General features: G+C 58.7%; 17 protein-coding genes. 5 read left to right on the forward strand and 12 right to left on the reverse strand.

Going from position 1 to position 21,653, the window contains the following annotated elements:
- Nucleotides 1-74: 74 nt before the first annotated feature.
- Both IPH10_04695 and IPH10_04700 read right to left on the reverse strand, forming a co-directional pair.
- The gene (locus IPH10_04695; protein MBK6910215.1) at nucleotides 75-1,088 is read right to left on the reverse strand and encodes a T9SS type A sorting domain-containing protein; all 1,014 of its coding nucleotides are present in this window, start codon (nucleotides 1,086-1,088) and stop codon (nucleotides 75-77) included.
- A 234-nt stretch (nucleotides 1,089-1,322) separates the two neighbouring features.
- Entirely contained in the window at nucleotides 1,323-1,946 is a 624-nt protein-coding gene (locus tag IPH10_04700) for a thioredoxin family protein (GenBank protein ID MBK6910216.1), read from the reverse strand.
- A 177-nt stretch (nucleotides 1,947-2,123) separates the two neighbouring features.
- On the opposite strand from IPH10_04700, the gene IPH10_04705 reads away from it, so the two are divergent.
- Together IPH10_04705 and IPH10_04710 are read left to right on the forward strand one after the other, a co-directional pair.
- Nucleotides 2,124-2,477, forward strand: coding sequence for a VOC family protein (locus IPH10_04705; GenBank protein ID MBK6910217.1), 354 nt, complete (start codon nucleotides 2,124-2,126; stop codon nucleotides 2,475-2,477).
- A gap of 3 nt (nucleotides 2,478-2,480) precedes the next feature.
- A complete protein-coding gene (locus tag IPH10_04710) occupies nucleotides 2,481-2,843 on the forward strand; it encodes a cupin domain-containing protein (GenBank protein ID MBK6910218.1) in 363 nt (120 codons plus the stop codon).
- An 87-nt stretch (nucleotides 2,844-2,930) separates the two neighbouring features.
- Here IPH10_04710 and IPH10_04715 read toward each other — a convergent pair whose 3' ends face one another.
- Nucleotides 2,931-3,215, reverse strand: a complete 285-nt coding sequence (locus IPH10_04715) for an RNA-binding protein (GenBank protein ID MBK6910219.1) — start codon at nucleotides 3,213-3,215, stop codon at nucleotides 2,931-2,933.
- 398 nt (nucleotides 3,216-3,613) lie between these two features.
- Nucleotides 3,614-3,874 (reverse strand): helix-turn-helix domain-containing protein, encoded by a 261-nt coding sequence (locus IPH10_04720; GenBank protein MBK6910220.1) that lies wholly within the window; start codon nucleotides 3,872-3,874, stop codon nucleotides 3,614-3,616.
- Nucleotides 3,875-4,095: 221 nt separating this feature from the next.
- Between IPH10_04720 and IPH10_04725 the strand changes: the two genes are divergently transcribed.
- Entirely contained in the window at nucleotides 4,096-4,476 is a 381-nt protein-coding gene (locus tag IPH10_04725) for a cupredoxin domain-containing protein (GenBank protein MBK6910221.1), read from the forward strand.
- 181 nt (nucleotides 4,477-4,657) lie between these two features.
- The gene (locus IPH10_04730) at nucleotides 4,658-5,434 is read left to right on the forward strand and encodes a class I SAM-dependent methyltransferase (GenBank protein ID MBK6910222.1); all 777 of its coding nucleotides are present in this window, start codon (nucleotides 4,658-4,660) and stop codon (nucleotides 5,432-5,434) included.
- A gap of 71 nt (nucleotides 5,435-5,505) precedes the next feature.
- Here IPH10_04730 and IPH10_04735 read toward each other — a convergent pair whose 3' ends face one another.
- From IPH10_04735 to IPH10_04745, 3 genes are all read right to left on the reverse strand, one after another.
- Entirely contained in the window at nucleotides 5,506-7,197 is a 1,692-nt protein-coding gene (locus tag IPH10_04735; GenBank protein MBK6910223.1) for a hypothetical protein, read from the reverse strand.
- Between the two features lie 19 nt (nucleotides 7,198-7,216).
- Entirely contained in the window at nucleotides 7,217-8,302 is a 1,086-nt protein-coding gene (locus IPH10_04740; GenBank protein MBK6910224.1) for a hypothetical protein, read from the reverse strand.
- Between the two features lie 188 nt (nucleotides 8,303-8,490).
- On the reverse strand, nucleotides 8,491-10,467 hold the full coding sequence (locus tag IPH10_04745; protein ID MBK6910225.1) for a methyl-accepting chemotaxis protein: 1,977 nt from the start codon (nucleotides 10,465-10,467) through the stop codon (nucleotides 8,491-8,493).
- 800 nt (nucleotides 10,468-11,267) lie between these two features.
- Here IPH10_04745 and pepF point away from each other — a divergent pair.
- Complete coding sequence (pepF, locus tag IPH10_04750; protein ID MBK6910226.1) at nucleotides 11,268-13,187, forward strand: oligoendopeptidase F; 1,920 nt, start codon at nucleotides 11,268-11,270, stop codon at nucleotides 13,185-13,187.
- Nucleotides 13,188-13,260: 73 nt separating this feature from the next.
- Here pepF and IPH10_04755 read toward each other — a convergent pair whose 3' ends face one another.
- From IPH10_04755 to IPH10_04775, 5 genes are read right to left on the reverse strand one after another with little or no spacing between them, the layout of a single operon-like run.
- Nucleotides 13,261-13,767: a hypothetical protein gene (locus IPH10_04755; protein ID MBK6910227.1), complete on the reverse strand. Its 507-nt coding sequence runs from the start codon at nucleotides 13,765-13,767 to the stop codon at nucleotides 13,261-13,263.
- Nucleotides 13,768-13,769: 2 nt separating this feature from the next.
- Entirely contained in the window at nucleotides 13,770-14,771 is a 1,002-nt protein-coding gene (locus IPH10_04760; GenBank protein MBK6910228.1) for a quinone-dependent dihydroorotate dehydrogenase, read from the reverse strand.
- 2 nt (nucleotides 14,772-14,773) lie between these two features.
- Entirely contained in the window at nucleotides 14,774-16,048 is a 1,275-nt protein-coding gene (locus IPH10_04765; protein MBK6910229.1) for a BamA/TamA family outer membrane protein, read from the reverse strand.
- Entirely contained in the window at nucleotides 16,048-19,737 is a 3,690-nt protein-coding gene (locus tag IPH10_04770) for a translocation/assembly module TamB (GenBank protein ID MBK6910230.1), read from the reverse strand. The genes IPH10_04765 and IPH10_04770 overlap by 1 nt, the downstream gene beginning before the upstream one ends.
- Nucleotides 19,737-21,599: a BamA/TamA family outer membrane protein gene (locus IPH10_04775; GenBank protein MBK6910231.1), complete on the reverse strand. Its 1,863-nt coding sequence runs from the start codon at nucleotides 21,597-21,599 to the stop codon at nucleotides 19,737-19,739. The genes IPH10_04770 and IPH10_04775 overlap by 1 nt, the downstream gene beginning before the upstream one ends.
- Nucleotides 21,600-21,653: the final 54 nt, after the last annotated feature.

The raw sequence follows: 21,653 nt of genomic DNA on the forward strand, positions 1-21,653 counted from the left end.
CCTGCCGGAATCACGGAATGTGGAAACTGTTCTGAAGATGCTCATGGTGTGTTCCTGTCAGTTAACGATTGGACCTATTTCAGATAAATTGCTTTGAAGACAACGGGGGTGGAGTGGATATCGGCGCGGATGAAATAAACTCCGGCGGCGCCATCGGCCTGCCAGAAGATTTCATAGCGTCCGTTCGCGGCAACGCCGTCAAACAGTGTCGTTACCAGGCGGCCCGCGACGTCGAAGACGGCCATACGTACCGGCGTGGGGCCGATTACGTCGAAGGCAATCCGTGTGACGTTGTTAAACGGGTTCGGGTGAGGCGGGTAGAGCATGAAGTTGCCCACCCATGGGCCGGGATCGCCTGTGGACTGAACTTCGGTGGTGAACTCCCACTCGGGTCCGCTGGTCGTGCCGACTTCGTTGACGGCCTCGATGCGCCAGTAGTAACGCGTATTGTGGTCCAGCGCACCGGGTGCAAAGTGAATTTGAGTTTGTGCGGCGACAAACGGCGGCGGCGACTCGGTCCCGAAGTAGATGCGGAACGAATCGGCCCGCTGGACTTCATCCCAGGCCAGCTCGCTACTGACCGCGACACCTTGCGCGTCGTCTGACGGCACGGGATGCGAGGGTACGGCGGGTGGCTGAGGAATGATCTGCTCCGTGGCCACGAGCATGAAGTCACTGTTCGGACCGGTATCCTGGCCCTGATGGGCCGCGACGTAAAGCCGCACCTCGCCTGTGCCGGGCAGCGGGGCTCGCCACGCAAAGAACAGCGAATCCTGATCGAGCACCGCCGCATGAATGCCGTTTGTTTCTTCGGGCAGCATGTAGCCGACAGTGTGTCCGTCGGGATCGCCGATCATCATCCCGGCGTTAAGCGTGCCTTCGCCCACGCGGCAGGAGGCGTTAAAATTTTTCACAGGCAATCCGGCGCTCGTCAGCAGAACGATGTAGGTCGAATCCGGAACGTAGCTCTCGGGGAAGCCGAAGATCTCGAGTGTGCCGGTGCCGTCCCCGTGGCACGAGGATGCGCACGATTGCAAACCGGGTGCACCGGAAGCACCGGTCACCCATGGAGCGGCAGAGGCGGACATAGCGATGAGGAGAATAATAAGGGCAAACATAGGAGGGAGGTATGAGGGTTGAGGTATGGGGTATGAATTGGCGATAGGCTCCTCCGGCGAGGAAGTAGGACGAGCTAAATTAGGAGCTGGAAATCAGAAAATAGAATACCGAAACGCGACTGAATATACATGGACCACGAAGCGTAGCGCTGCTGGCCGACACCGCCCTTGGAGCGAATCCGAGGGCGGTGGCGGTTGCGCGACTTACTTGCGGAACTTGATCGTGCAGCCGAAGGCGGCGGTGGATTTCGGGTCAATCGCGGCGGCTTCGCCCGCGACTAATTTGGTCATCGCGTTTTTCAGGTCATGGACCGTGACCTTGGGCGCTTCGGTGTTGTCGTCAATCCGGCCATGATAGACGATCTTGCCGTCGGCGTCGAGCAAAAAGGCCTCGGGGGTGCGGGCGGCACCGTAGGCTTTGGCCACCGAGCCGTCTTCATTGACGAGATAGGGGAAAGTGAAGGCCTTGTCGGCGGCGCGCTTCTTCATAGCTTCAAAGCCGTCTTCGGGCTTGATCAGCGGATCGTTGGAGTTGATGGCGATGAAATTCACGCCCTTCGGCTGAAACTCATTGGCCAGCGCAACGATGCGGTCTTCGTAGGCAATGGCGAACGGGCAGTGATTGCAGGTGAACACAACCAGGGTGCCAATGCTACCCTTGCCGGACTCGAGCGATACCATCGCGTCGTTAATGTTCTTGAGTTCGAAGGCCGGTGCAGCGGCGCCCACGGCGAGGGCTTCCGCGAAGCTCGTGCGCGGTGCGACGAACGTCGCGAAGGTGAAGGCAAGTACCGAGAAAATCAGAACATTCTGGCGGCGGATTGGCATCGTTACAGCTCCCTGAGGATTTTGCGTGACTTAAGTCACATAGTGAATAATGGGGTATTGGGTGCCCGCAGCTTGCGGAATAGCGGCCAAAGTCCTATTATTTTGCGTGGAATGAAGCCAAGGCTTCACCCTAAAAGTAATCGTTTGTCGGTGAGACTGTCAACCCATGGAGGGCCCATGCACAGCTTTTGTCACATTGAACTGGCGACCACGAATCTTGAGGCAGCCGCGCATTTCTATCGTCAATTGTTTGGATGGACGATTGAACCGATGGGGGAGAACTACATGATGATCCGCATCAGCGACGATCCGGCGGCGGTCAGCGGTGGATTGGTGCGCGTGGAGACAATTTTTGACAGCGGCGCGCAGAATTATGTATTTGTGGACGAAGTGAGCGCCGCACTCAAACAGGCAGAAGCGCTGGGAGCTCGTACAATTGATGAGAAGCGCGCCCTCCCGCATGAGATGGGCTTCATCGGCATGTTCGAAGCACCGGACGGCTACAAGCTTGGCTTGTTTTCGCAGAAGTAGCCGATGATTATTCGTCTTACTGACTGCGGGGAGTTCGTCGCCGGAGACCACACCATTCTACGCGAGATTCTTCATCCGGACAAGCAGCCGCTCGCCTTGGGCTATTCTCTGGCGCATGCCACGCTGGCCGTTGGGAAGACATCGCTGTTGCACCGACTGGCGACGAGCGAAGTCTATTTTATCCTCTCCGGTCGTGGCAAAATGGAACTGGCGGGTCAGGAGCGCGAGGTAGGCCCGGGCGATACAGTGTACATCGCTCCCTCTTTAACTCAGCGAATCACCAGTTTGGGTCCCGTTCCGCTGGAGTTTTTGTGCATAGTTGATCCGGCTTGGCAGGCCGAGGATGAAGCGGTGCTACCGGAGTAGTCCCTCGGTTCAGTGGGTGGTCATAGACATAGAGAACGGGCGCCGAGGAACTCGGCGCCCGCATAGTCTCTTGCCTAACCGGTTGATTTACCAGTTGTTGTTGCGACGCGGACGGGGCGCACGTTCGGTGCGCTCCATGGCCACGTTGACATTGATCGAGCGGCCACCCATCTGGGTGCCGTCGAGCTTCTCAATGGCGGCGGTGGCGCCGGCCTGGTCCATCTGGACGAAGCCAAAGCCGCGGGGGCGGCCGGTGGCGCGATCCATGACCAATTCAACCTGTTCAACCGTGCCGAACTCACCAAAGACCGAACGCAGTTCTTCTTCGGTGGCGGAAAACGGCAGATTCCCAACATAAAGACGTGTTGCCATCGTCATTTCTCCTTGTCGTCCCGATTCTTAACTTACTAAAAAACAAAACCCTCGACGACTTCCGTGGATCACTGCGACGGAATCGACGAGGGACGAATCGGCGAATCACGAACAGGCGAACACGAACTAAAATCGCTACGGTCTCCGTCCAAATCTGACGGACGCACTCAATATAAGCACAAAAAATGAAATCTCCAAATGGCCAGCCAAACCGGGGGCGGGGCGGACGCAACGGCAGGCCGGGCTTGTGATTGCGGCAAGCCTGTGGTAGATTAGGTAGAAGGGCTGGGAGGCCGCCGGAAAGAGGCTCGATTCAGCCTTCGCATTTTCCAATCTCTGAATAAATAGAACAGGCGCTCTACGAGAGCGCCCGTTGCTGACCGACATGTTGGCTTAGCTCAGGCGACGTGCGCGCCCGAGATTGAAGTCGCTTTGGCATCCGGACGACGGGTGCGGCGGCCATTTTTGGCGCCGGGCGTCGCATCGGATTGCTCCACGGTCATGCCCTTTTCCACCCACTCCTGAAGAGCTTCCTGGGTGAACTTGATTTGCCCGCCGAGCCTGAAGTGTGGAACCCCCCACCGCTTATAGCCGTTACGGAGAGCGGCCGGGGTCTTGCCGAGAAACTTCGCAGCCTCTTGTACGCTGAGAATCACCATGGTCCAGTCCTTTCGAGGTTGATGACTGCTTGCATGCCGAAGACCCTGATTTCATCCGGCTGCATAGATAATACGCTTTTGGCTTCACGGTTGTTCCCGGAATCTCAACGCCGCGCAAAATGGCTCAGTGTTGAGTGATTTAAGTTCGAAACATTCCGGTGGTCAGTTTTTGAAGAAGGTTGTTATAAAATGGTTTACCGCACATTGGCTCGAGGGCCGAGATGGAACTGAATGCATTTCTGAAGATGCTGGCCGGAGTCGGGCTGGTGGCGCTGGTGTTTTACTGGTTTTATTTCAGGAACCGGCGGCCGGCCGCGACGGTCCGGGAGGAGCGTAAGCTCCAGCAGATCGAGTCCAAGCTCAAGAGCGGGCAGTTGGAACCGGCCGAGTACGAGTTCCGAGTCAACATGCCAGTGCAGTGGTTGATCCATCGGTTTGACAGCGAGCCGGATGACGAGATTTTCGAGATTTCCGAGTTGGAAATATACGAACTGCTCCCGGCCGGGCACACGACCGTGCTGACTTTTCTGCCGGAAAAGAAGGGAAAGTACAAGGTCATATTGGGGACGGAACGTGAAGCAGGGGTGGTGCGAATCGTCTAAAAGCAATAAATATGATAATTTGACTCATATTCAAGAATCCTCTATATTGTTCGGTAAGTTACCCCGGTCTTTGTCCGGCTTTTCAGGCGAGAAATGCTTGGGTAGGGCGGGGTCGCGTGAGGGCCACGGAATGGGCCGGGCAATTATAGCGAACTTACTCATTCAAAGGGGATTCAAAGCAATGGGTTCAGCACACGATCAGGCGAAGGTCTGGGCGCAAGGCGCACATGACTGGGCGACCAAATTTGAGCCGCATTTTGAGCCGCTATGGCAGCAGATGTTGGCGATGGCCGGGGTGACGAAGGGGACGCGCTTTTTTGATGCAGGCTGTGGTTCGGGCGGAGCGTCGGTGATGGCGGAGAAGCGCGGGGCGAGGGTGGCGGGTTTGGATGCGACTCCGGAGCTAATTTCGATTGCTCAGCAGCGGATGCCGCATGCACCGTTTGTCGTGGGGGATATGGAAGAGATGCCGCACGACGACAAGAGTTTCGACGTTGTGTTTGCAGCGAACGCCGTGCAATTCACCTATGATCCGGCCCAGGCGCTGACTGAAATCAAACGCGTACTCGCGCCGCACGGCCACGCGATTGTCGCAGTCTTCACGGACATTGAGCGCAACAATATGGGAACGTTCATCAAAGCACTCGCCGGGCTCCTGCCGCAGCCGCCGAAGGTCGGGCCGTTCGCGCTGGGGAAGCCGGGCCTGCTGGAAACAGCAATTGAAAAGAGCGGCCTCAAGGTTGTTCGCGACGTAGAAGTACCCTGCGATTTCGTCTACCCGGATGTTGAGGACTTCTGGGTCACGTTCCGCTCCGCTGGTCCGACGCGTACCGCGATTGGCAACGTCGGGGAAGAGCGGACCAAGCAGGCTGCACTGGAATCGGTAAAACCATTTGTCAAGCCAAACGGCTCGCTGCACCTGAAGAACATCTCGCACGTCGTGACACTGGAAGCGTAACATAACACGACCTTTCACGACCAAGAACTACGTACACGTAAAACGGCGGCCAACTGGCCGCCGTTTTACGTTTATTGCATGTTCTTTTGCTTGGGGGGCGCGCTGGCGGGCAAGCGGTAGCGGGATAGCACGCCGTTATTGGTCGTGGTGATGTAATACGTGCGCGAGTTGAAGGAGTTCAACACACCGGGGTCGGTGTAACTGAGCGTGTTCGAGGTGCCGATGTCCGTATAGGGGCCTTCGACGCCGGGCGCACGGTAGATATGGAACGGGATGTTATCGGGATTGGCCGTCCAAGTCAGCACGATGTCATTACCGGAATGTGAAATCACGAGCACGGGGCCGACGAGGAAGGTATCGATCAACGTGGGGCTCCAGAATCCGAGTTCATCGCGGAAGCGAATACCGAAGGCGTGAAAGCCAACAGGCAGTCCGGTGAGAACTGAGAGTGTGGATTCGGAACCTTCATCCCACGTTCCATCCTGCGGGAGCGTGATCGGCACGCCATTGCCGACGCCCGGATCCACGTTGACGAAATACTCGGCGCCATTCAAGCGGGCCGTCGCGCTGGCCCCGGCGCCGCTCCAGACGAAGAAGGGGAGCTTCTCGGTATTGCTGTAGCGGCCGTCAGCACTGATGTAGCGCAAATAGAAGTTGTGGGGACCGGGGCCGACGAAGTGCGGCACGAGCGATGCGAAGTTGACATTGGCTGCATCGGCGAGATCCACTTGCAGCGGCGTGTTGCTGTCAATCCAATATTGCAGCGACACAACATCCACAAGCTCAAGCGAGCCGTCAATTTCCTCATGCACGAAGACGTAGCGCGCTTCGGCGTTACTCCAGAAGCCGCGCGAATCGAGATAGCGCACGGCGAGTCTATGCGACTGGTTGACGGTGAGGCCGAGGGATGCGATCAGCGCGGCGTAGTTGATGCTTTGGCCGTCAGTGACATCCACGGCGACGGGGTTGACGCCGTCGAAGGAGTACTCGATATGGGTGATGTCGTAGTACTCGACGGAGCCGCCTTCGAGTTGGATCGCGAAGAAGTAGCGCGCCTCGGGATTGCTCCAGCGGCCGTCTTCGTCGAGATAGCGGACGGTGAATTTGTGATTCTGATTGGGAGTCAGACCGCCGACTGGAACCAAATCGTAGTAATCAACTTCGAAGTTGTTGCCCAAATCAATCAGCACGGGCGGCAGGGCGTCGAATTGATACTCGACGTGCGTGATGTCGCGGCTGTACCAGATGCCGGGAATTGGCTCGTGAATGAAGAAGTAGCGCGATTCGGTATTGCTGACGTAGCCGTTGGTGCCGATGTAGCGGATCGAGAATCTGTGGGCACGATTCGTGACCAGGCCGCTTGTCGGGATCAACGCGGCGAAGGTGACCTCAGGATCATCATTGATGTCCACGGTCGCGGCGGGCAGGTCGTCGAACCAGTATTGGGCGAGCGTGACATCCCGGCCCGCGAACACATTGGGGTCGGGCGTGTGCATGAAGAACGAGCGCCGTTCCGTGTTGCCCCATTGCCCTTCGTCAGAGCGATAACGCAGGAACAGATCGTGCGATTCGCCGGCCGGGAGCAAGTTCGTGGGCACAAGCAGCGCGGTGATATCAACCGTTTCGCCGGGTGTGATCGGAATATCGATTCCATTGCCCGGGCCGGGGTCGGTGTTAAAGAAATACTCGGCTTCGGTGACGGTGAGCGCGACGGTCAGGCTCGACCAGAACAGAAGCAGAGCGCAAAATGCGCGGATAAGCATGAGTATTAGAAACTCCGGCTTAGTAGCGCGGGCCGATACGACCGGAGGACGTGACGTTTACGCTATCGCCGACTTCGACGAGATTGTCAATGGTCAGGGTCAGGGCGAACGGAAAGGCGGTGATGCCATGATCCACCATCGGCTTGGGGCCGCCGTAGATGCCGAGGTCGGAGCGCGAGTTGTCAAGGTCGAGAATCGAGGGATAGCCGGCGTCCGTGCAGGCGAGGCCGCCGGTGTTGGTGTTCAGGTGCAAGTTAGAGACGCCGTATTCGTAGTTGCCCGCGTTGTTATAGCTGACAAACGGGTTGTTGTTACCAAGATCAATGTTGCTGGCAAAATTCGAGGGCCACGACGGCGCACCCGCTCCGGCGGCGGTATATTCGAAGACTGAGCCGACCGGTAGCTGGCCGTAGTTTGCTGCGCCATTCCAATCCCAGAAGATGTTATTGAGGCCGATCACTTGTGGAACACCCGTGAGCGCGAACGGCTGGACCCAATTGGTGAAGACGCAGTTGTAAAGTTCTACGGTGCCGTTATTCGTTCCGCTCAAGGCGGTATGCGCGGGCGATCCGGTCAGTGAGTTGAACACGGAATTGCGAACAACGGTGCTGGCATTGGCGTCGTTCTGGAAGAACATGGCGTGGTTGCCTTGGGCGTTGATCACGCAGTCGTTGACGAACAGCTCGCCGGCGGCCACGTAGAAGGGCATATAGCCATTGACAGGCGTGATATTGCAGCGTCGGATCGTAATAGAGTCGGCGCCGCTGTAGGTATAAACCGAGTACGAATTGAGCGGATTGATTTTGAAACCCTCGACTACCGAGCCGTTCACGAGTGTGCCACCCAAATGAATGTAGGCAACCCAGTTGCAGACGTCCCAGCCGGCACCGATGAGATGGAGGCGCTTGACGGTATTGCCTAAGATTTCCGAGTAATTGCCGGGTCCGACGACGATGGTGTCACCCGAAGTGGCGGCTTGGAAAGCGGCGTTGATCGTGCTGTAAGGTGCGGAGCCCGGGTTCCCAGAGACGTAGCGGATGTTGGCGAAAGCGCAAGTGCCCCAGACGGCGAGGCAGACGACGGCAAATCGAAGGAGAGACTGCATGCTGATCCGATTCCTTAATTGAATATGAAGAGAGTTCCAAAGCAGCGTGCAAGATAGTGAAGAAGTTGCGGGAATGCAACAGTAATAAGGGTCTGGAAAATTTCAAGATTTTCGATGACCCTGCATGAGTGAGAACGGGCGGCCCTGCCGGGCCGCCCAGTTGTCCGTATCTGCAATCCTCGCAGAAGTTACCGATCACCGTCCACCAACAGGTGCAAGGCGACCGCAGTGCCGCGCATGGATTCGGCTTGTCCATTCAACTGTTCCGCTGCGGCGGCGGATTCTTCGGCGCTGGCAGCATTGCTTTGCGTTGACGCGCCCATGTTATGAATGGCAGTGTTGACGATTTTGATGCCCTGCGCCTGCGAACCGGAAGCCGTGGAGATTTCGGAGACGAGCGCCGACACTTCTTCCGTAGCGCTGGAGACCCGCTCGAGGTTATCGCGGAGGTCGTTGACCATTTTGGCTCCCGAGCTGACGCGCTGCACAGTTTCTTCGATCAGCGAACTTGTGTCTTTGGCGGCGGCGGCGGCGCGCATCGAGAGATTGCGGACTTCTTCGACAACAACGGCGAATCCCTTGCCCGCTTCTCCCGCACGCGCGGCTTCAACGGCAGCGTTCAGGGCGAGCAGATTCGTCTGGAAGGCAATTTCATCAATTGTCTTAATGATTTTTGAGGTGTGGTCGGCGCTGGATTTGATGCTGTGCATTTCCTGATCCACCTTGACCGCATCGGCCGCAACGTTGCGAATGCTGGCACCGGATTCGGCCATCAGGCGGGCGGCGTTGGCGGCGTCGTCGGCATTGCGATTGATGGTTTCAGTCATCGTGTCCATTGTGGTACGGGTTTCGTCCAGTGAAGCGGCTTGCAAGCTCGCTCCCTGAGCGAGGGACTGGCTTGTCTGGGACACTTGGTTCGACGCCTGCGCAACTTGTTCAGCACCTTCGGTGATTTGCAGGACGATTCTGTGCAATGCAGTGCCGATGCGGCGGGCATTCATGACTGAGAAGAGCACCATGACCAGGGCGATCACAAGTCCGGCAACCAGCGTCATCCACTGCATGCGGCTGATCGAGGCGACCGCCAGATCGCGTGCTTCGTATGCGTCGTCCTTATACATAGAAGCTCCGATGACCCAGTCCCACGGTTTGAAGTATGCGATGGCGGCGACCTTGTCGCGTGCCACGGGGTCGTCGGCATTCTTCCAGGGGTATTCTTCGAAGTCCACCTGTCCGGTATTGAGGGCGAGGCCTTTCTTGACGACGTTTTGAATGAACAGATTGCCGTTGGAGTCTTTGGCATTCCAGATGTTTTCGCCGTCGCGCTTGCCGTCTTTTGAATGGACGTAGACGCCTTGATCGTCGCCGGATCCGCCGAGAATGTAGATATAGCCGCTCTTGCCGACTTTGACGCTGTTGACAGCGGCCATCAGCGATTCGACGGCTTCCTGTTTGACGCCAAAGAAAAGCATGCCGATCACGCGACCGGCTGAGTCTTTGAGCGGCTGATATGATGTTTCATACCAAGCATCGACGACGTAGGCACGGCCATCGAATCGTTGTCCGTTCAGTACGGCGCTAAGCACGGGGTTGTTCTTGCCGTCCGGGTTGACCGCTGGAATGTAGGTCCCGATGGCGCGCTGGCCATCTTTGCCAATGACGTTTGTGGCGACACGAATCATGTCACCACGGTCGTTCATGCGCTGGAAGATGGTGCAACAGCCTGAGCCGACTGCTGCTGCTTCGTCGACGATTGGGGATTCCGAAGTTGCGCTGCGGTTTTGGCCGAGCCAGCGGGAGCCGATCATGAAGCGCGGAATCTGCACTTCTGAACGTTCCTGATTGAACTGATTGACGGCGTTCCACGAGACGCGGTCGCCCGCGGCATGAATGCCGCCGTAGTCTTCCACGAGATTTTCTGCAGTAGCCAAACCTGTGTTGACCTGTTGGCGTATGAGGTCGCGCGAGACTTGACAAAGGTTGGCGACGTCGGTCGCGAGCTGTCCGAGCTGATCCCGATTGAGCTTGTCAATCTGCGAAACGATTTGTTCTGCAGCATTACGCTTCTGGATCGTGACGATGGACAAGACGACGAGAATCGGCAGGACAGTCGAGACGATTGCAAGCGCTGCGATTTTCTGCTTCAGGCTAAGTGTGATAACCATGGCGTGAAAGGTCCCCGTTGTTTCACAAGTTTTGTGCGAATTTGCGCAAGAGTGAAATGAACCTTGCACACCGTTGGGTTAGGCAAATGGCGAGCCAAGTCCGGCTCAAAGCAACTGACCACAGCCGTAAGTTGGGGAAAGTTATTTATCGCTGTAATTGCTCGTAAAAAATGACAATTACAGGAATTCACCGGCTTTGTCGCAGGTCAGAACGTGACTCAGGGCTGACGAAAGTAAACTGCGGGTCAGTATTCAAGCCAGTGGTTCCGGTTTGGTCGTTGGAGGATTGAAACGACTTCCTTGGAGAAACAACAGACCCTCGGTTTCCCGAGGGTCTGTGTCGCCATCCGCCGAAGGCAAATTTCCTCAAATGTCTAACATACAAATCGTTACAAATCTCTCCGACTTCTTGCTCCGCGTATTCGTCTTTCTCGTTGCCTGCACGGCCGAATGAGTCTGGCTGTAATATGGCAACCCTGTGTGCGGTAGTCAAGGAGTCTAAGGGTGAGAAATGAGAAAATCGGGAGGACAATCTAACTCGCAATTGTCCATAATTACGGGATTTCAATACGATGGACACAGAGGCAGCACGAAATGTTCGCCTCTACCGGTGGTCAGTTTTGGGTGGGGGTGATTTGACTTAAGTTTAAAATAAACAGTCGGTGTGTGGGGAGTATTGGGAAATGCGGGGCGTGGACTTGCATCTCTGCCACAAAGGGGTTAGAATGCAGTCTCACAATATGTAGCAGTCGGGTCTCGGACTGGCAAACAAACACTTTCCCGTTGAGGAGCGCGTACGCATGAAGCAATGGATTCGCAGGGTTTCCGGGGTGATGGTCACGCTGATGGCCGGGGTATGGGCAGCATCTGCGGCAGATATGCCGCAACGTTCGGAGATTGAAGACAAGTACAAGTGGGACTTGTCGGCAATGTATGCGAACACCGAGGCATGGGAAGCGGACTACAAGTTTGTGGAGAGCAAGATTCCGGAACTGGAAGCCTTTAAGGGGAAGGTTTCGAAGACGGGCAAGGATTTGAAGGCGTATCTGGATCTGGCCGTTGAGATCGGCGGCCACAATGAGAATTTGTACACGTACGCGAACATGTCGCACCATTTGGACACGCGGGTATCTGAGAATATCGAGCTGCGTGACCGCGCGGATGTCTTGGGTTCGAAGTGGGGTTCGGCGAATTCGTGGTTTTCTCCGGAGCTGACGACGATTCCGGTGGCGACGCTTGAGAAGTGGTACAAGAGTGTGCCGGGTCTGGACCTTTATCGTCAGTTCATAGACAACGAACTGCGGCAGAAGGCGCACACGCTTTCGACGGAAGAAGAGATGCTGATGTCCATGACGGGCGAGATGATCAACCTGTCGGAGTCGGCGGCGGAAGCTCTGCGCAACACGGACATTGAATTTCCGGAGATCAAGGGTGACGACGGCAAGATGGTTCGGTTGTCGGAGGGTCGCTACCGGGCGCTGCTTGAGTCGGATAAGCCGCAGGTTCGGCGCGATGCGGCGATGGCGCTGCACAATGAATACATGCAGTACAAGAACACATTTGCTTCGCTGATGGGCGCAAACGTGGCTGCGGAAGTATTTCAAGCGCGTGCGCGCGGTTACAATTCGGCGCTGCACATGGCGGTTGACAACGACAACGTTGACACGACGGTGTATCTGAATTTAATTTCGACGGTAAAGGCGAATTTGGAGCCGCTGCACAAGTACTCGCGGCTGCGCCGTGAGACGCTGGATCTGAAGGAATTGCACATGTACGACTACAGCGCGCCGATCGTGGGTGAGGCGCCGCACTGGGAGTACGAAGACGGCATCACGACGATCAAGGCGGCGCTGCAGCCGCTGGGTCCGGACTACATGGCCGGCGTGGACAAGATTTTCAGCAACCGTTGGGTGGATGTTTACGAGACTGAAGCCAAGCGCAGCGGCGCGTATTCGTGGGGCAGCTATCGCAGTCATCCGTACATGCTGTTGAACTATCACGGCACTCTGGACGACGTGTTCACGAACGCGCACGAGCTGGGGCACACGATGCACACGTACTTGACGTACGGGAACCAGCCGCAGATTTACGCGGACTACGCGATCTTCGTCGCGGAAGTGGCTTCGACGTTCAATGAGGCGCTGCTGATAGACCATATGCTGGCGACGGAGACGGATCCTGAGAAGAAGCTGGTCTATGTGAATCAGTTCCTGGACAACATTCATGGGACGATCATTCGGCAGACGCTGTTCGCGGAGTTTGAGTTGGAGATGCACCGGATGTACGAGCGCGGGGAGCCGTTGACGGCGGAGTCGCTGGCAGAGCTCTATCGCGGCATTCTGGAATCCTACTATTCGCCCGAGGTGACGATTGACGAACAGTACGGCTACACGTGGCTGCGGATTCCGCACTTCTATTCGAACTTCTACGTGTACAAGTATGCGACGTCCATGGCGGCGGCGCTGGCGCTGGCGGATCGCGTGGAGAATGGCGGCGAGCAGGAGTTGAACGACTACCTCGGCTTCCTCAAGGGCGGCTCGTCGAAGTACCCGCTGGAGTTGCTGAACGGTGCGGGCGTGGATATGTCGAGTCCGGCGCCGATTGAAGCGGCGATGCGGACGTTTTCGCGTCTGGTAGATGAGCTTGAAGTGCTGTTGGCGGAGCAGGACGCGCGCGACAACGCGGGCAAAGAGAAGCCGCGCCGCTCAAGCCAGGACTAATTTCTTGCGGACGATTGGAAATACAAAGCCCCCGGCGTGATGCCGGGGGCTTTTGTCATTACAGCGGCGGTCGTTACTTTTCGATCACGCCGACGACTTCAAGGAAATCGAGGTCGTGCCAGAGGGACGTCCAGCAATCTTCGGTGCGGACGCCGATGGCGTAGCTGGAATCGAGCGCGATGACTTTGCGCAATTGGTTTAGAGCGAGTTCTTTTTCGCCGGCGCGGGCGAGGTGGCAGCCAAAGTGCCAGATGGCCTGTCTGTTTTGCGGATCGAGGCGCTCGGCATTACGATAGGCGACGAGGGCTTCGGGGTCGCGGTCGAGTTTCTCGAGCATTAGTGCGCGACCATGCCATGCTTGCGAGTGGTCGGGGTTATACTTGAGCGCGGAATCAAACCAGACGAGGCCGGAATCAAAGTCCTCATAGGAATATTGATCCCAACCGAGCTCGGCGAAATCGTCGGCGAGAAAGAGCGAGTCGTCGCGGGACGAAGCGGGCACGGACTGAACGCCGGGCTGCGAGTGGTCGGGACGATTGCAGGCCGCGGCAATGAATAGGAGAATGAATAGCCAGCGCATGCTTACCTCAGGAGCTTGGCAATGACGCGCGGACCGCGATAGATGAAGGCCGTATAAATTTGCGCGAGATCGGCTCCAGCGGCAAGCGCCTGATTGAGTTGCGTGGGCGAGGAGATACCGCCTACGGCAATCACGGTCGCCTGCGGCGATAATTCTGCGCGAACGATTTTCAGGCACTCGTGCATGCGGTCGAAGATTGGCGCGCCGGACAGGCCGCCGCGATCAAGTGAGGCCGCGCGCGGAACGAGATTGCGGCGTATGGAGGTGTTGGCGCAGACGATGCCGGCCAGTCCGAGCTCGGTGACGACCTGCGCCGCAGTGCGCACATCTTCGTCGGTGAGATCGGGCGCGATCTTTAACAGGAGCGGTTTCTTGCCGCCGGTGATAGCCAGTAGCGGTGCGAGGAGTTGGCGCAAGCTGTCAGGCTCTTGCAGAGTGCGCAGTCCGACGGTGTTCGGTGAGGAAACGTTGACGACGAAGTAGTCGCCGTGGTCGAGTAACTCGGACAGCACGTCGGCGTAGTCGTCGAGGGCATTCTCGATCGGCGTCGCGGCGTTCTTGCCGAGATTAATTCCAATTGGGCGGGTGCTGAGCTGCGCGGCGCGGAGCGTTTCGAGACGTTGTTTGACGGCGTGCATTCCATCGCCGGGAAAGCCTAAGGCATTGACGAGCGCCGCAGCTTCGGGATAGCGCCACATCCGCGGCTTGGGATTGCCGGGTTGAGGCCGCGGCGTGACGGTTCCGATTTCGATGAAGGCGAAATTCAGCGCGCACAGTGCGGGGATGGCGCGCGCGTCTTTGTCGAAGCCGGCGGCCAGTCCGAGCGGATGCGGGAAGTTCAAGCCCATCGTGGTGACGGGCCGGGCTGCGCTTGAACCGGCCAGCGCACGCAAGAGAGCGCGGCCCGGAGCGAAATGGCCGACGCTTTCGAGTGCGGCGAGCACACGATCATGGATACGTTCGGGATCGCCGCTGAAGAGCAGGGGCCGTAGCAGTTCGTACATGATTAGAATCTCACTCCGGTGGCGAACACGACTTCGGATTCGTTGTCGAGGTTGCGTGCGTAACTGACCTCGAAGACCTGCACATAGGGAAACCTCACATGCAGAGCGGCGCCGTAGGCGAACAGGTCCGTGCGTGCGCCGTCGAGTTGTGTGTGCGCTCGTTCCGCGAACACGGCTCCGCCGATCCAGAAGGGGATATCCTGGCCATAGCGCCCGACGAGCGGGACGTCGTACGTGATTTCGCGAGTGACCGGAAAGCGCACTTCGAGTTCGCCGCTCAAGTAGTTTGCGGCTTCCGATTTGACGCTGGAATAGCCACGGAAATTATCAGCGAAGCCGAAGTAGTAGCGGGCCCACGGCGGTGTGTTGGATTGGGCCGTGCCGCCATAGCAGCGCGCGGCAATGAGCAGCGGCCGCGAGCCGTCGGTTAAAGGAGCGTAGGTTGCGAGCGTGGCGCGTGAACGCAGAAAGGTGGTGGTGCCGAACGCCGATTCGAGATCGGCGCGCGCGAACAGGCCATGGGTGGGATACCATTCGAGATTGCGCCGGTCGAGGATCGCGTAGGGAGCGAACCACAGGGCTTGATGCGTATCGCCCGTGGCGGGGCGTTCGGCGCTTTCGCTGACGTGGTCATAGCGCAGGTTCAGCCCGAGTCGCGACGGCGCTCCGCGGCGCGTTGCGACATCAATGAAAGCACGGCGCTGTTTGAGGCGGCGGTCGAAGCCGAGCACGGAAGCGTGGCGGTCGGAGAGGTCGAGCGAACGAACACCCACACTGACGGCCAGGGGCCGACGCGGCGAGAGCCAGCGGGTTTGATATTCGAGATTCACACCTGAGCGCGCGCCGAATTCGGTGAGCACGCCGAGCGCGGCGCCATGACCGCGGAAGTTGATGTCGGCGAATCCGGCGGTGAAGACGATGATGTCCATGATGCGGTCGGGTTCGCGCAGCGCATCGTTGAGTGAACCCTCCATGGGACTGGCGCCGAGAATGGGAATAAACCGAAACTGTTCAGAGACCTGCACGGTGATCACGCCTTCGTTATCGTGGTCCACGCGGACGTTGTTGAACAGTCCAAGCGAGAGCAGGCGCAAGCGCGCGGCCTCGAGATCGGCGGCGGTTACGCTGTCTTCAACATCGAATCGTAACTCACGTTCGATTACCCAAGGGCGAGTCAGCTGATTGCCGATGAGAGTGATTTCGGCGACCTGCACTTTGGCGGGAGCGGGTTGCGCGAAGAGCGGCACGGCGCAGAGTAACCAAATCAGAATGAACATTAGCGCCACTCGAATTGCAGGTAGACAGTGAACGAGCTGCTGGATGAACTGCGTTCGCGTGATTCCTGCTCCGCGGTCAGCTTCATCCAATCGAGCAGCCGGTAGTCAATGGACACTTTCTGTCCGGAGCGGGGATCTTCAATTGGCTGAAAGACGCGAATGAAGAGGCGGTCGGTGACGTATGTGCCGAGTTCGAGCTGGCCGCTGGACAGATCGTTCAGACCGCCGGGTCCGGGGCGGAATTCGAAGACATCGAGGCCGGAGGCTTTGCCGACGATGTCGGAGACCTGTCCGCTGGCCGCGTCAATGACGGATTGTTCGGCGCTGAAGCCGCCTTCGCCGGAACCTGCGAAGGGCAGGAGTTTTTGAATGGCCTCGTCGCTGGACATCGCTTGTCCGTCGCCGTATTTACCGCTGAATTCGGCGAGCGAGTGATCAGGAGTTCCGGTCAGAGCGACGGTGACTTCGTAGGATCGTTCGCGTTCAACGCCGCTGTAGATAGCGGAGATATTGAGCTCGGGACTGTCGGCGGGTCCGTCGAAGCGCACGGTGGAGTTTTCGGCGATGCGCAATTCCTGTCCGTAGAATTTGACGGTGCCTTTGCGGATGGCGATTTCGCCGTTAGCCGTGGGCTCGGCGTAATGGTTCTTTTGGATGCGCAGTTGGCCGGCGAGTTCGAGGTTCAATCCGGCGCCGCGAATCCAGAAGTTACCGGGGATGACGATGGTCAGGTCATGGGACAACGAAGAGTAGAAGGCGTCGGCATTGAAGCCTGCTTCGAGGGAATCGCCGCGCAGATCGGCGAGCACACTGTCGAGGTTAACGGTTTCAATGGTCTTCGTGGCCGATTGCGTGAGTCGGTATTGACCTTCTTCGACGGTGAGTCTACCTTCGGCCGTCAGCGAATCGAACGGTCCGGTCAGCCGGATATCGCCGTCGAGTCGGGCTTGCTGAATGCGCGAGTTAACGGCTTCAAATTTGTCGAAGGCGAGATTGAGGCTGAGTTCTTGCGGCCAAGGGACGCCGAGGCGCGCGAAGCCCGACCCGGTCATGGTGCCGCGACTGGTGGCGCGGAGCGAGTGAATGATCAGCGAATCGCGCCGCAGGTCGGCATCGAGTACGATCCACTTGTAGGCGATTCCGAAGCGAGTGTCGCGGTAGAAGCCGTCCACAAGATGCACATCGCCGCTCCAATCAGGTTGGCTGACGCTGCCGGACAGTTGGAGATCGGCGGAGAGGTAGCCATCCAGCAGCGTGCCGGGCGAGAGCCACGGGCGCAGGCGATCGAGATCGAGCGAATCCATCAGCAGTTTGCCGGCCAGCAGTTCACCGGAGGGCACGATCAGCCCCAGCTGCATTGAGAAGCGCGCGGGCAGCGCGGCGGTGGCCGTCAGCGTGGTATCGTTATACCACAGATAGGACGCGGTGGCGGTCAGGAAACCGGATTCGGTGAGGTCGGCGATCAACGTGATGCGATCGGCGAGTGGCGCATCTTCGAAGGTGAGGCTGTCGAGCAGGAGTTCGAGTCGTCCGGCGACGGCGCTATCGGGACCGGTAATCTGCACACGCAGGTTCAGATCGCCATCGGGCAAGGTCGTGCGCAAGATCGGTGCAAGTTGGCTTGTGCGCAGTCCGGAGAATTCGAGGGCGAGGTCTTGCACACCGGGATTTTCGAGATAGCCTGTCGCGCGAAGGACGCCGTAGTCCGAGCGCAGCACGAGCGCGGCAATTTCATAGTGCAGGCTGTCGAAGGTCGCTTCAATCGGATAGTCGTTGTGCCAGACCGTGTTGTAGGTCGTGAGCGCAAGCTCGTCCACAGTGAGCACGAGCGGCGTTGAGCTGTAGTCGAGCGCGCCCGCGGCCGCGATCTTAAACGTATCCTGCCTCGCGGCCAGTGCGCAGGTGAAGGCAGGCGCGGCCCACGAGCCGGCGAGGGACAGCGACAGGGGCGTGATGGTTTCGTTGAAGGCGCGCACTGAGTCGCAGAGCAAATTCAGGCGAAGCTGTTCGGCGGCGGTATCGAGCGTGTCGCAGCGGGCCGTTAGGTTGTGGGCGACAATGCCGCCGTAGGCCGCGCGTTGGCTGATCAGCGTGCCGCGCGCGCCGATAACGGGTGTGGAGTCGGTGAGCGTCACGGCAGCGACGACATCGAGTTCGGCGTCGGCGGAAATGGAATCCACTTGCGGGAGATAGGGCCTCAGCAGATCGCGAAAGTCAGCGACTTGGGGAATGCTCGCGGTGAATTCAGTGGTGATAGACTCAGTGTAGTCGCCGCGCGCGAAGAGCAAGGCGGAGGCGGAACCGAGGCGGAGGCGCGTGGAGTCGAGTTTGAAGTGTGTACCCTCGATGCGCGCGTGGAAGGCAAGGCTATCAAGATCGTAACGGCCCAGCGTCACAGGTCCGAGCACGAGTGTGGCGTCAACGATCTGTTCGGCGCCGGGTTCGCGGTATAGTTCAAACTCCGTTTGACCGGAGAGAGGCGACAGCGAATCAGGGACTTGCGGGACGAAGGCATGGAGATCCGCTGCGGCGAGCGTGGCGCGGCCGTATAGATAGAGCGAATCGGGATTCAGACCGTCGCTGCGCAGCCGGACGTTGAACGCGCCGGAGTTGGTGCGAATCTCACCGGCAAGTGCGGCGGCGTTTTCGTAGAGCTCGGCTTCAACGTCGGCAGCGATTTCGACGGCGCCGTAGAAGGCGCTGTCGAGTTCAATCCGGCCTCTCCAGTCGTGACTCCACGCGGACGACGGTGATTTGGTGAGCGCGGCGCGGCCATTGAAGGCGTGCGCGACGGAATCGCCGAGCCAGTAGGACAACACAAGATTGGTGAAGCTGACGCCGAGCGAAACGCGGGCGGAGTCGGCGTAGTTCTCAATCTCGACGTCGCCTTTCAATTGACCCACGTGTTCGGCGGAGGCGGCAAAGATTGCGGTGAGGTCGCGGCGCTGGACATGGCCATGCAGGTCGAGCGTAAGACTGCCGAGCGCGGGAAACGCCGGCGCCCATTGCCCGGCGACATAGGCGGATGTTCCGTTAAAGACAGCAGCTCCCGCCCAGAGCGTATCGGAATACGGTCGGACGACGGCATTGCTGGCGAATGAGAAATTGCCGGCTTGCGCGATATTGCAATCGTAGGTGATGATCGAATCAGTGAGGGCAGCGTCACCGGTCAGCGTATGATTGGTGAACGTTGTGCTGAAAGCGTCGCCAAGTCGGACAGCGAGTGAATCCACGCCGAGGGTGAGGCGGTCGAGACGAATCCAAAGCGGTCGCGTGGTCGTGTCCGGCTCGGGCGAGGGCAACGTGGCGAAGGCGCGTTGAAGATTGCTGCCGGACGAGTCGACGACGATGCGGCCGCGGATGTGCTCCAGATCGGCCTTCAAGACATGCACGCGACCGAGGACCAAATCCCACGGCGCGAGCCATACGCGGGCGCGGTCGGTCGTGAGCACGACGGCACCGGCGTCGTCTTTGATCACGAGGTTGCGCGCGACGAGAGCGCCGTGGAGCTTGAGGGTGATGTAGTCTACAGAAACGGTGCCGGCGATCTGGCGATTGACGATTTTGAGTGCGCGCTGGGCGAGATACTGCTGCACCGGCTCCTGTTGAATGAGGAAGAAGCCGGAGGCGAGCAGCGCGCCGACCAGGGCGACGGGCCAAAGGAAGATGCGTGAGAGCCAGCGCCGCATCAGAAGGCCGATCCGAGTAAGACATGGATGGCCCACGGCTGTTCGCCGTAGGGGTTCTCGCGGAGCTGATAGCCGAAGTCAACGCGGATGGGTCCGACGAGCGTGAGGAAGCGCAGGCCCGCGCCGCCGGTCGTGTAGAGATCGGTCAAACGTGCCTGGGCGGATTCATTCCAGACGTTTCCGCCATCAGCGAAGAGAATCGCACTGACGGGTCCCCAGATATCGCGTTGAACTTCGACTGTAGCGAAGGCGGAGTAGTTGCCGCCGACGACGACGGATTGATCTTCTTCCGCGCGCGGTCCGATTTTGTTGCGGCCCCAGCCGCGAATGTTGGAAACTCCGCCGAGTTTCAAGCGCTCCTGAATGGGAGTCGTGGGGGAGTCGTATAACGTGCCCATGAACCCGACCTCACTGCGAAGGGCGAAGACTGTGAAGCGATTCGCAGGAATCAACACGCGGCCTGCGACGACAGCGCGCCACCAGCGATCCGGCAAATCCCAGAGCAGACCGGATTCAGCCAACGTCAGGCTGAGCACCTGTCCGCGGCGCGGGACAAGCGGATTGTCACGTGTGTCCCACCCGACGGCGAAGGTCTCGATGGAAATGGAGCTCACGTTGGTGACTGTTCCGGCAGAATCCACGCGCACTTCCTGGCGTCCGAATTCGTTGGCGACGGACAGGGCAACTTTGGGCAGCGGCGCTGCCGACAGGCGGGTGGTGGCGGAGGTGGTGCGAATGATCGTTCCGACATCGAACTCATATTCCCACGACGGGGTGATGGTGACGTCGGTGCTATTGAGCGGAGTGTGCGGCCAGAAGAGCGAGAAGCCGACTTTGCGATCAATTTTTTTCGTTTCGTTGAAGACGTCGCTGGCTTTGGTCTCCATTTTGAAACGACGGGCGCGGCCGAAGAAATTCAGATCGCTCAGTTCACCGGAGACGTGCACGCCTTCTTCGGTGTCGTAGCCGGAGCCTGTACGAACGATGTAGCGGTTGCCCTCTTCGGTGCGAATCAGGACGTCGAGAGTGTCGGACTCTTGTTCGAGATTGACATCGGCGCGCACCATGCGAAAGGTTTCGAGTCGCAGGAGTCGTTTGCGGGTTTCGTCGAGCCGCGTGGGGGAATACGGATCAAACTCGCGGTAGGCGAGTTCACGGCGGGCTGTGCCCTCGGCGACTTGTTTCAATCCAGTAATGTGTGTCTGGCCAAAGCGGCAGAAGGGTCCGGCGTTCAGATGGAAGATAACATCGGCGGAGTCGGCCGTGACGAGGAGCGTATCGAAGGTGACGTCAGCGCGGGCATGACCGATCAGGCGGAGTCGGTAGCGGAGCGTGTCAGCGGCGATATGCAGGTCGGTCTGCGACAGCCGTTTACCTTCGCGAATGGGCAGTTTCGCGGCCCAACGGGCTGAATCCACGCCAGCGGCTGAGCCTTGGGCGAGCTGCAAGCTCCAGTGGCGGAGGACGAGGGGGATGCCTTCTTCGATTTGCACGAGGGCGCGCAGTTCTTCTTTGCGCTCGTCGGGGAGAATTCTCCCGGTCACCCGCGCGGCGGGGAAGCCTTCACGCTGGTAGAAATTGCGGACGCGGAGCAGGTCGGCGGCGAAATCTTCGGCATAGAAGGTGGTGCGACTGCCGAGGGCAACGTAGCGACGCAGCCAGGTTGGCTTCTCGGTGGCCATGATGTCGAGCAGGTCGGCCCGGGCGAAGGCATGGATGCCGGGAAACTCGATGACGCGGATGGGCCAGCCGGTGTAGCGCTGCCACGCTTCGTAGTCATCGAGCGTGAACTGCGCCACGGCGGTGGTGGTCCACAGCAGCAGGGCGGCGAGGAGGTTGAATTTATAGAAAAGGCGGCGCATACAACCAAGAAATAAGGGGAAAAAGGAGCGGAAAAGCAACAGCGGGCAAGCGGG

The organism is bacterium (assembly GCA_016702305.1).
Classification (GTDB): Bacteria; Electryoneota; RPQS01; order RPQS01; family RPQS01; genus JABWCQ01.

Bases quoted from the DNA above. Each gene is read 5' to 3' on its own strand.
- IPH10_04695 (MBK6910215.1), bottom strand. From the start codon at position 1,088: ATGTCCGCCTCTGCCGCTCCATGGGTGACCGGTGCTTCCGGTGCACCC.
- IPH10_04700 (MBK6910216.1), bottom strand. From the start codon at position 1,946: ATGCCAATCCGCCGCCAGAATGTTCTGATTTTCTCGGTACTTGCCTTC.
- IPH10_04705 (MBK6910217.1), top strand. From the start codon at position 2,124: ATGCACAGCTTTTGTCACATTGAACTGGCGACCACGAATCTTGAGGCA.
- IPH10_04710 (MBK6910218.1), top strand. From the start codon at position 2,481: ATGATTATTCGTCTTACTGACTGCGGGGAGTTCGTCGCCGGAGACCAC.
- IPH10_04715 (MBK6910219.1), bottom strand. From the start codon at position 3,215: ATGGCAACACGTCTTTATGTTGGGAATCTGCCGTTTTCCGCCACCGAA.
- IPH10_04720 (MBK6910220.1), bottom strand. From the start codon at position 3,874: ATGGTGATTCTCAGCGTACAAGAGGCTGCGAAGTTTCTCGGCAAGACC.
- IPH10_04725 (MBK6910221.1), top strand. From the start codon at position 4,096: ATGGAACTGAATGCATTTCTGAAGATGCTGGCCGGAGTCGGGCTGGTG.
- IPH10_04730 (MBK6910222.1), top strand. From the start codon at position 4,658: ATGGGTTCAGCACACGATCAGGCGAAGGTCTGGGCGCAAGGCGCACAT.
- IPH10_04735 (MBK6910223.1), bottom strand. From the start codon at position 7,197: ATGCTTATCCGCGCATTTTGCGCTCTGCTTCTGTTCTGGTCGAGCCTG.
- IPH10_04740 (MBK6910224.1), bottom strand. From the start codon at position 8,302: ATGCAGTCTCTCCTTCGATTTGCCGTCGTCTGCCTCGCCGTCTGGGGC.
- IPH10_04745 (MBK6910225.1), bottom strand. From the start codon at position 10,467: ATGGTTATCACACTTAGCCTGAAGCAGAAAATCGCAGCGCTTGCAATC.
- pepF (MBK6910226.1), top strand. From the start codon at position 11,268: ATGAAGCAATGGATTCGCAGGGTTTCCGGGGTGATGGTCACGCTGATG.
- IPH10_04755 (MBK6910227.1), bottom strand. From the start codon at position 13,767: ATGCGCTGGCTATTCATTCTCCTATTCATTGCCGCGGCCTGCAATCGT.
- IPH10_04760 (MBK6910228.1), bottom strand. From the start codon at position 14,771: ATGTACGAACTGCTACGGCCCCTGCTCTTCAGCGGCGATCCCGAACGT.
- IPH10_04765 (MBK6910229.1), bottom strand. From the start codon at position 16,048: ATGTTCATTCTGATTTGGTTACTCTGCGCCGTGCCGCTCTTCGCGCAA.
- IPH10_04770 (MBK6910230.1), bottom strand. From the start codon at position 19,737: ATGCGGCGCTGGCTCTCACGCATCTTCCTTTGGCCCGTCGCCCTGGTC.
- IPH10_04775 (MBK6910231.1), bottom strand. From the start codon at position 21,599: ATGCGCCGCCTTTTCTATAAATTCAACCTCCTCGCCGCCCTGCTGCTG.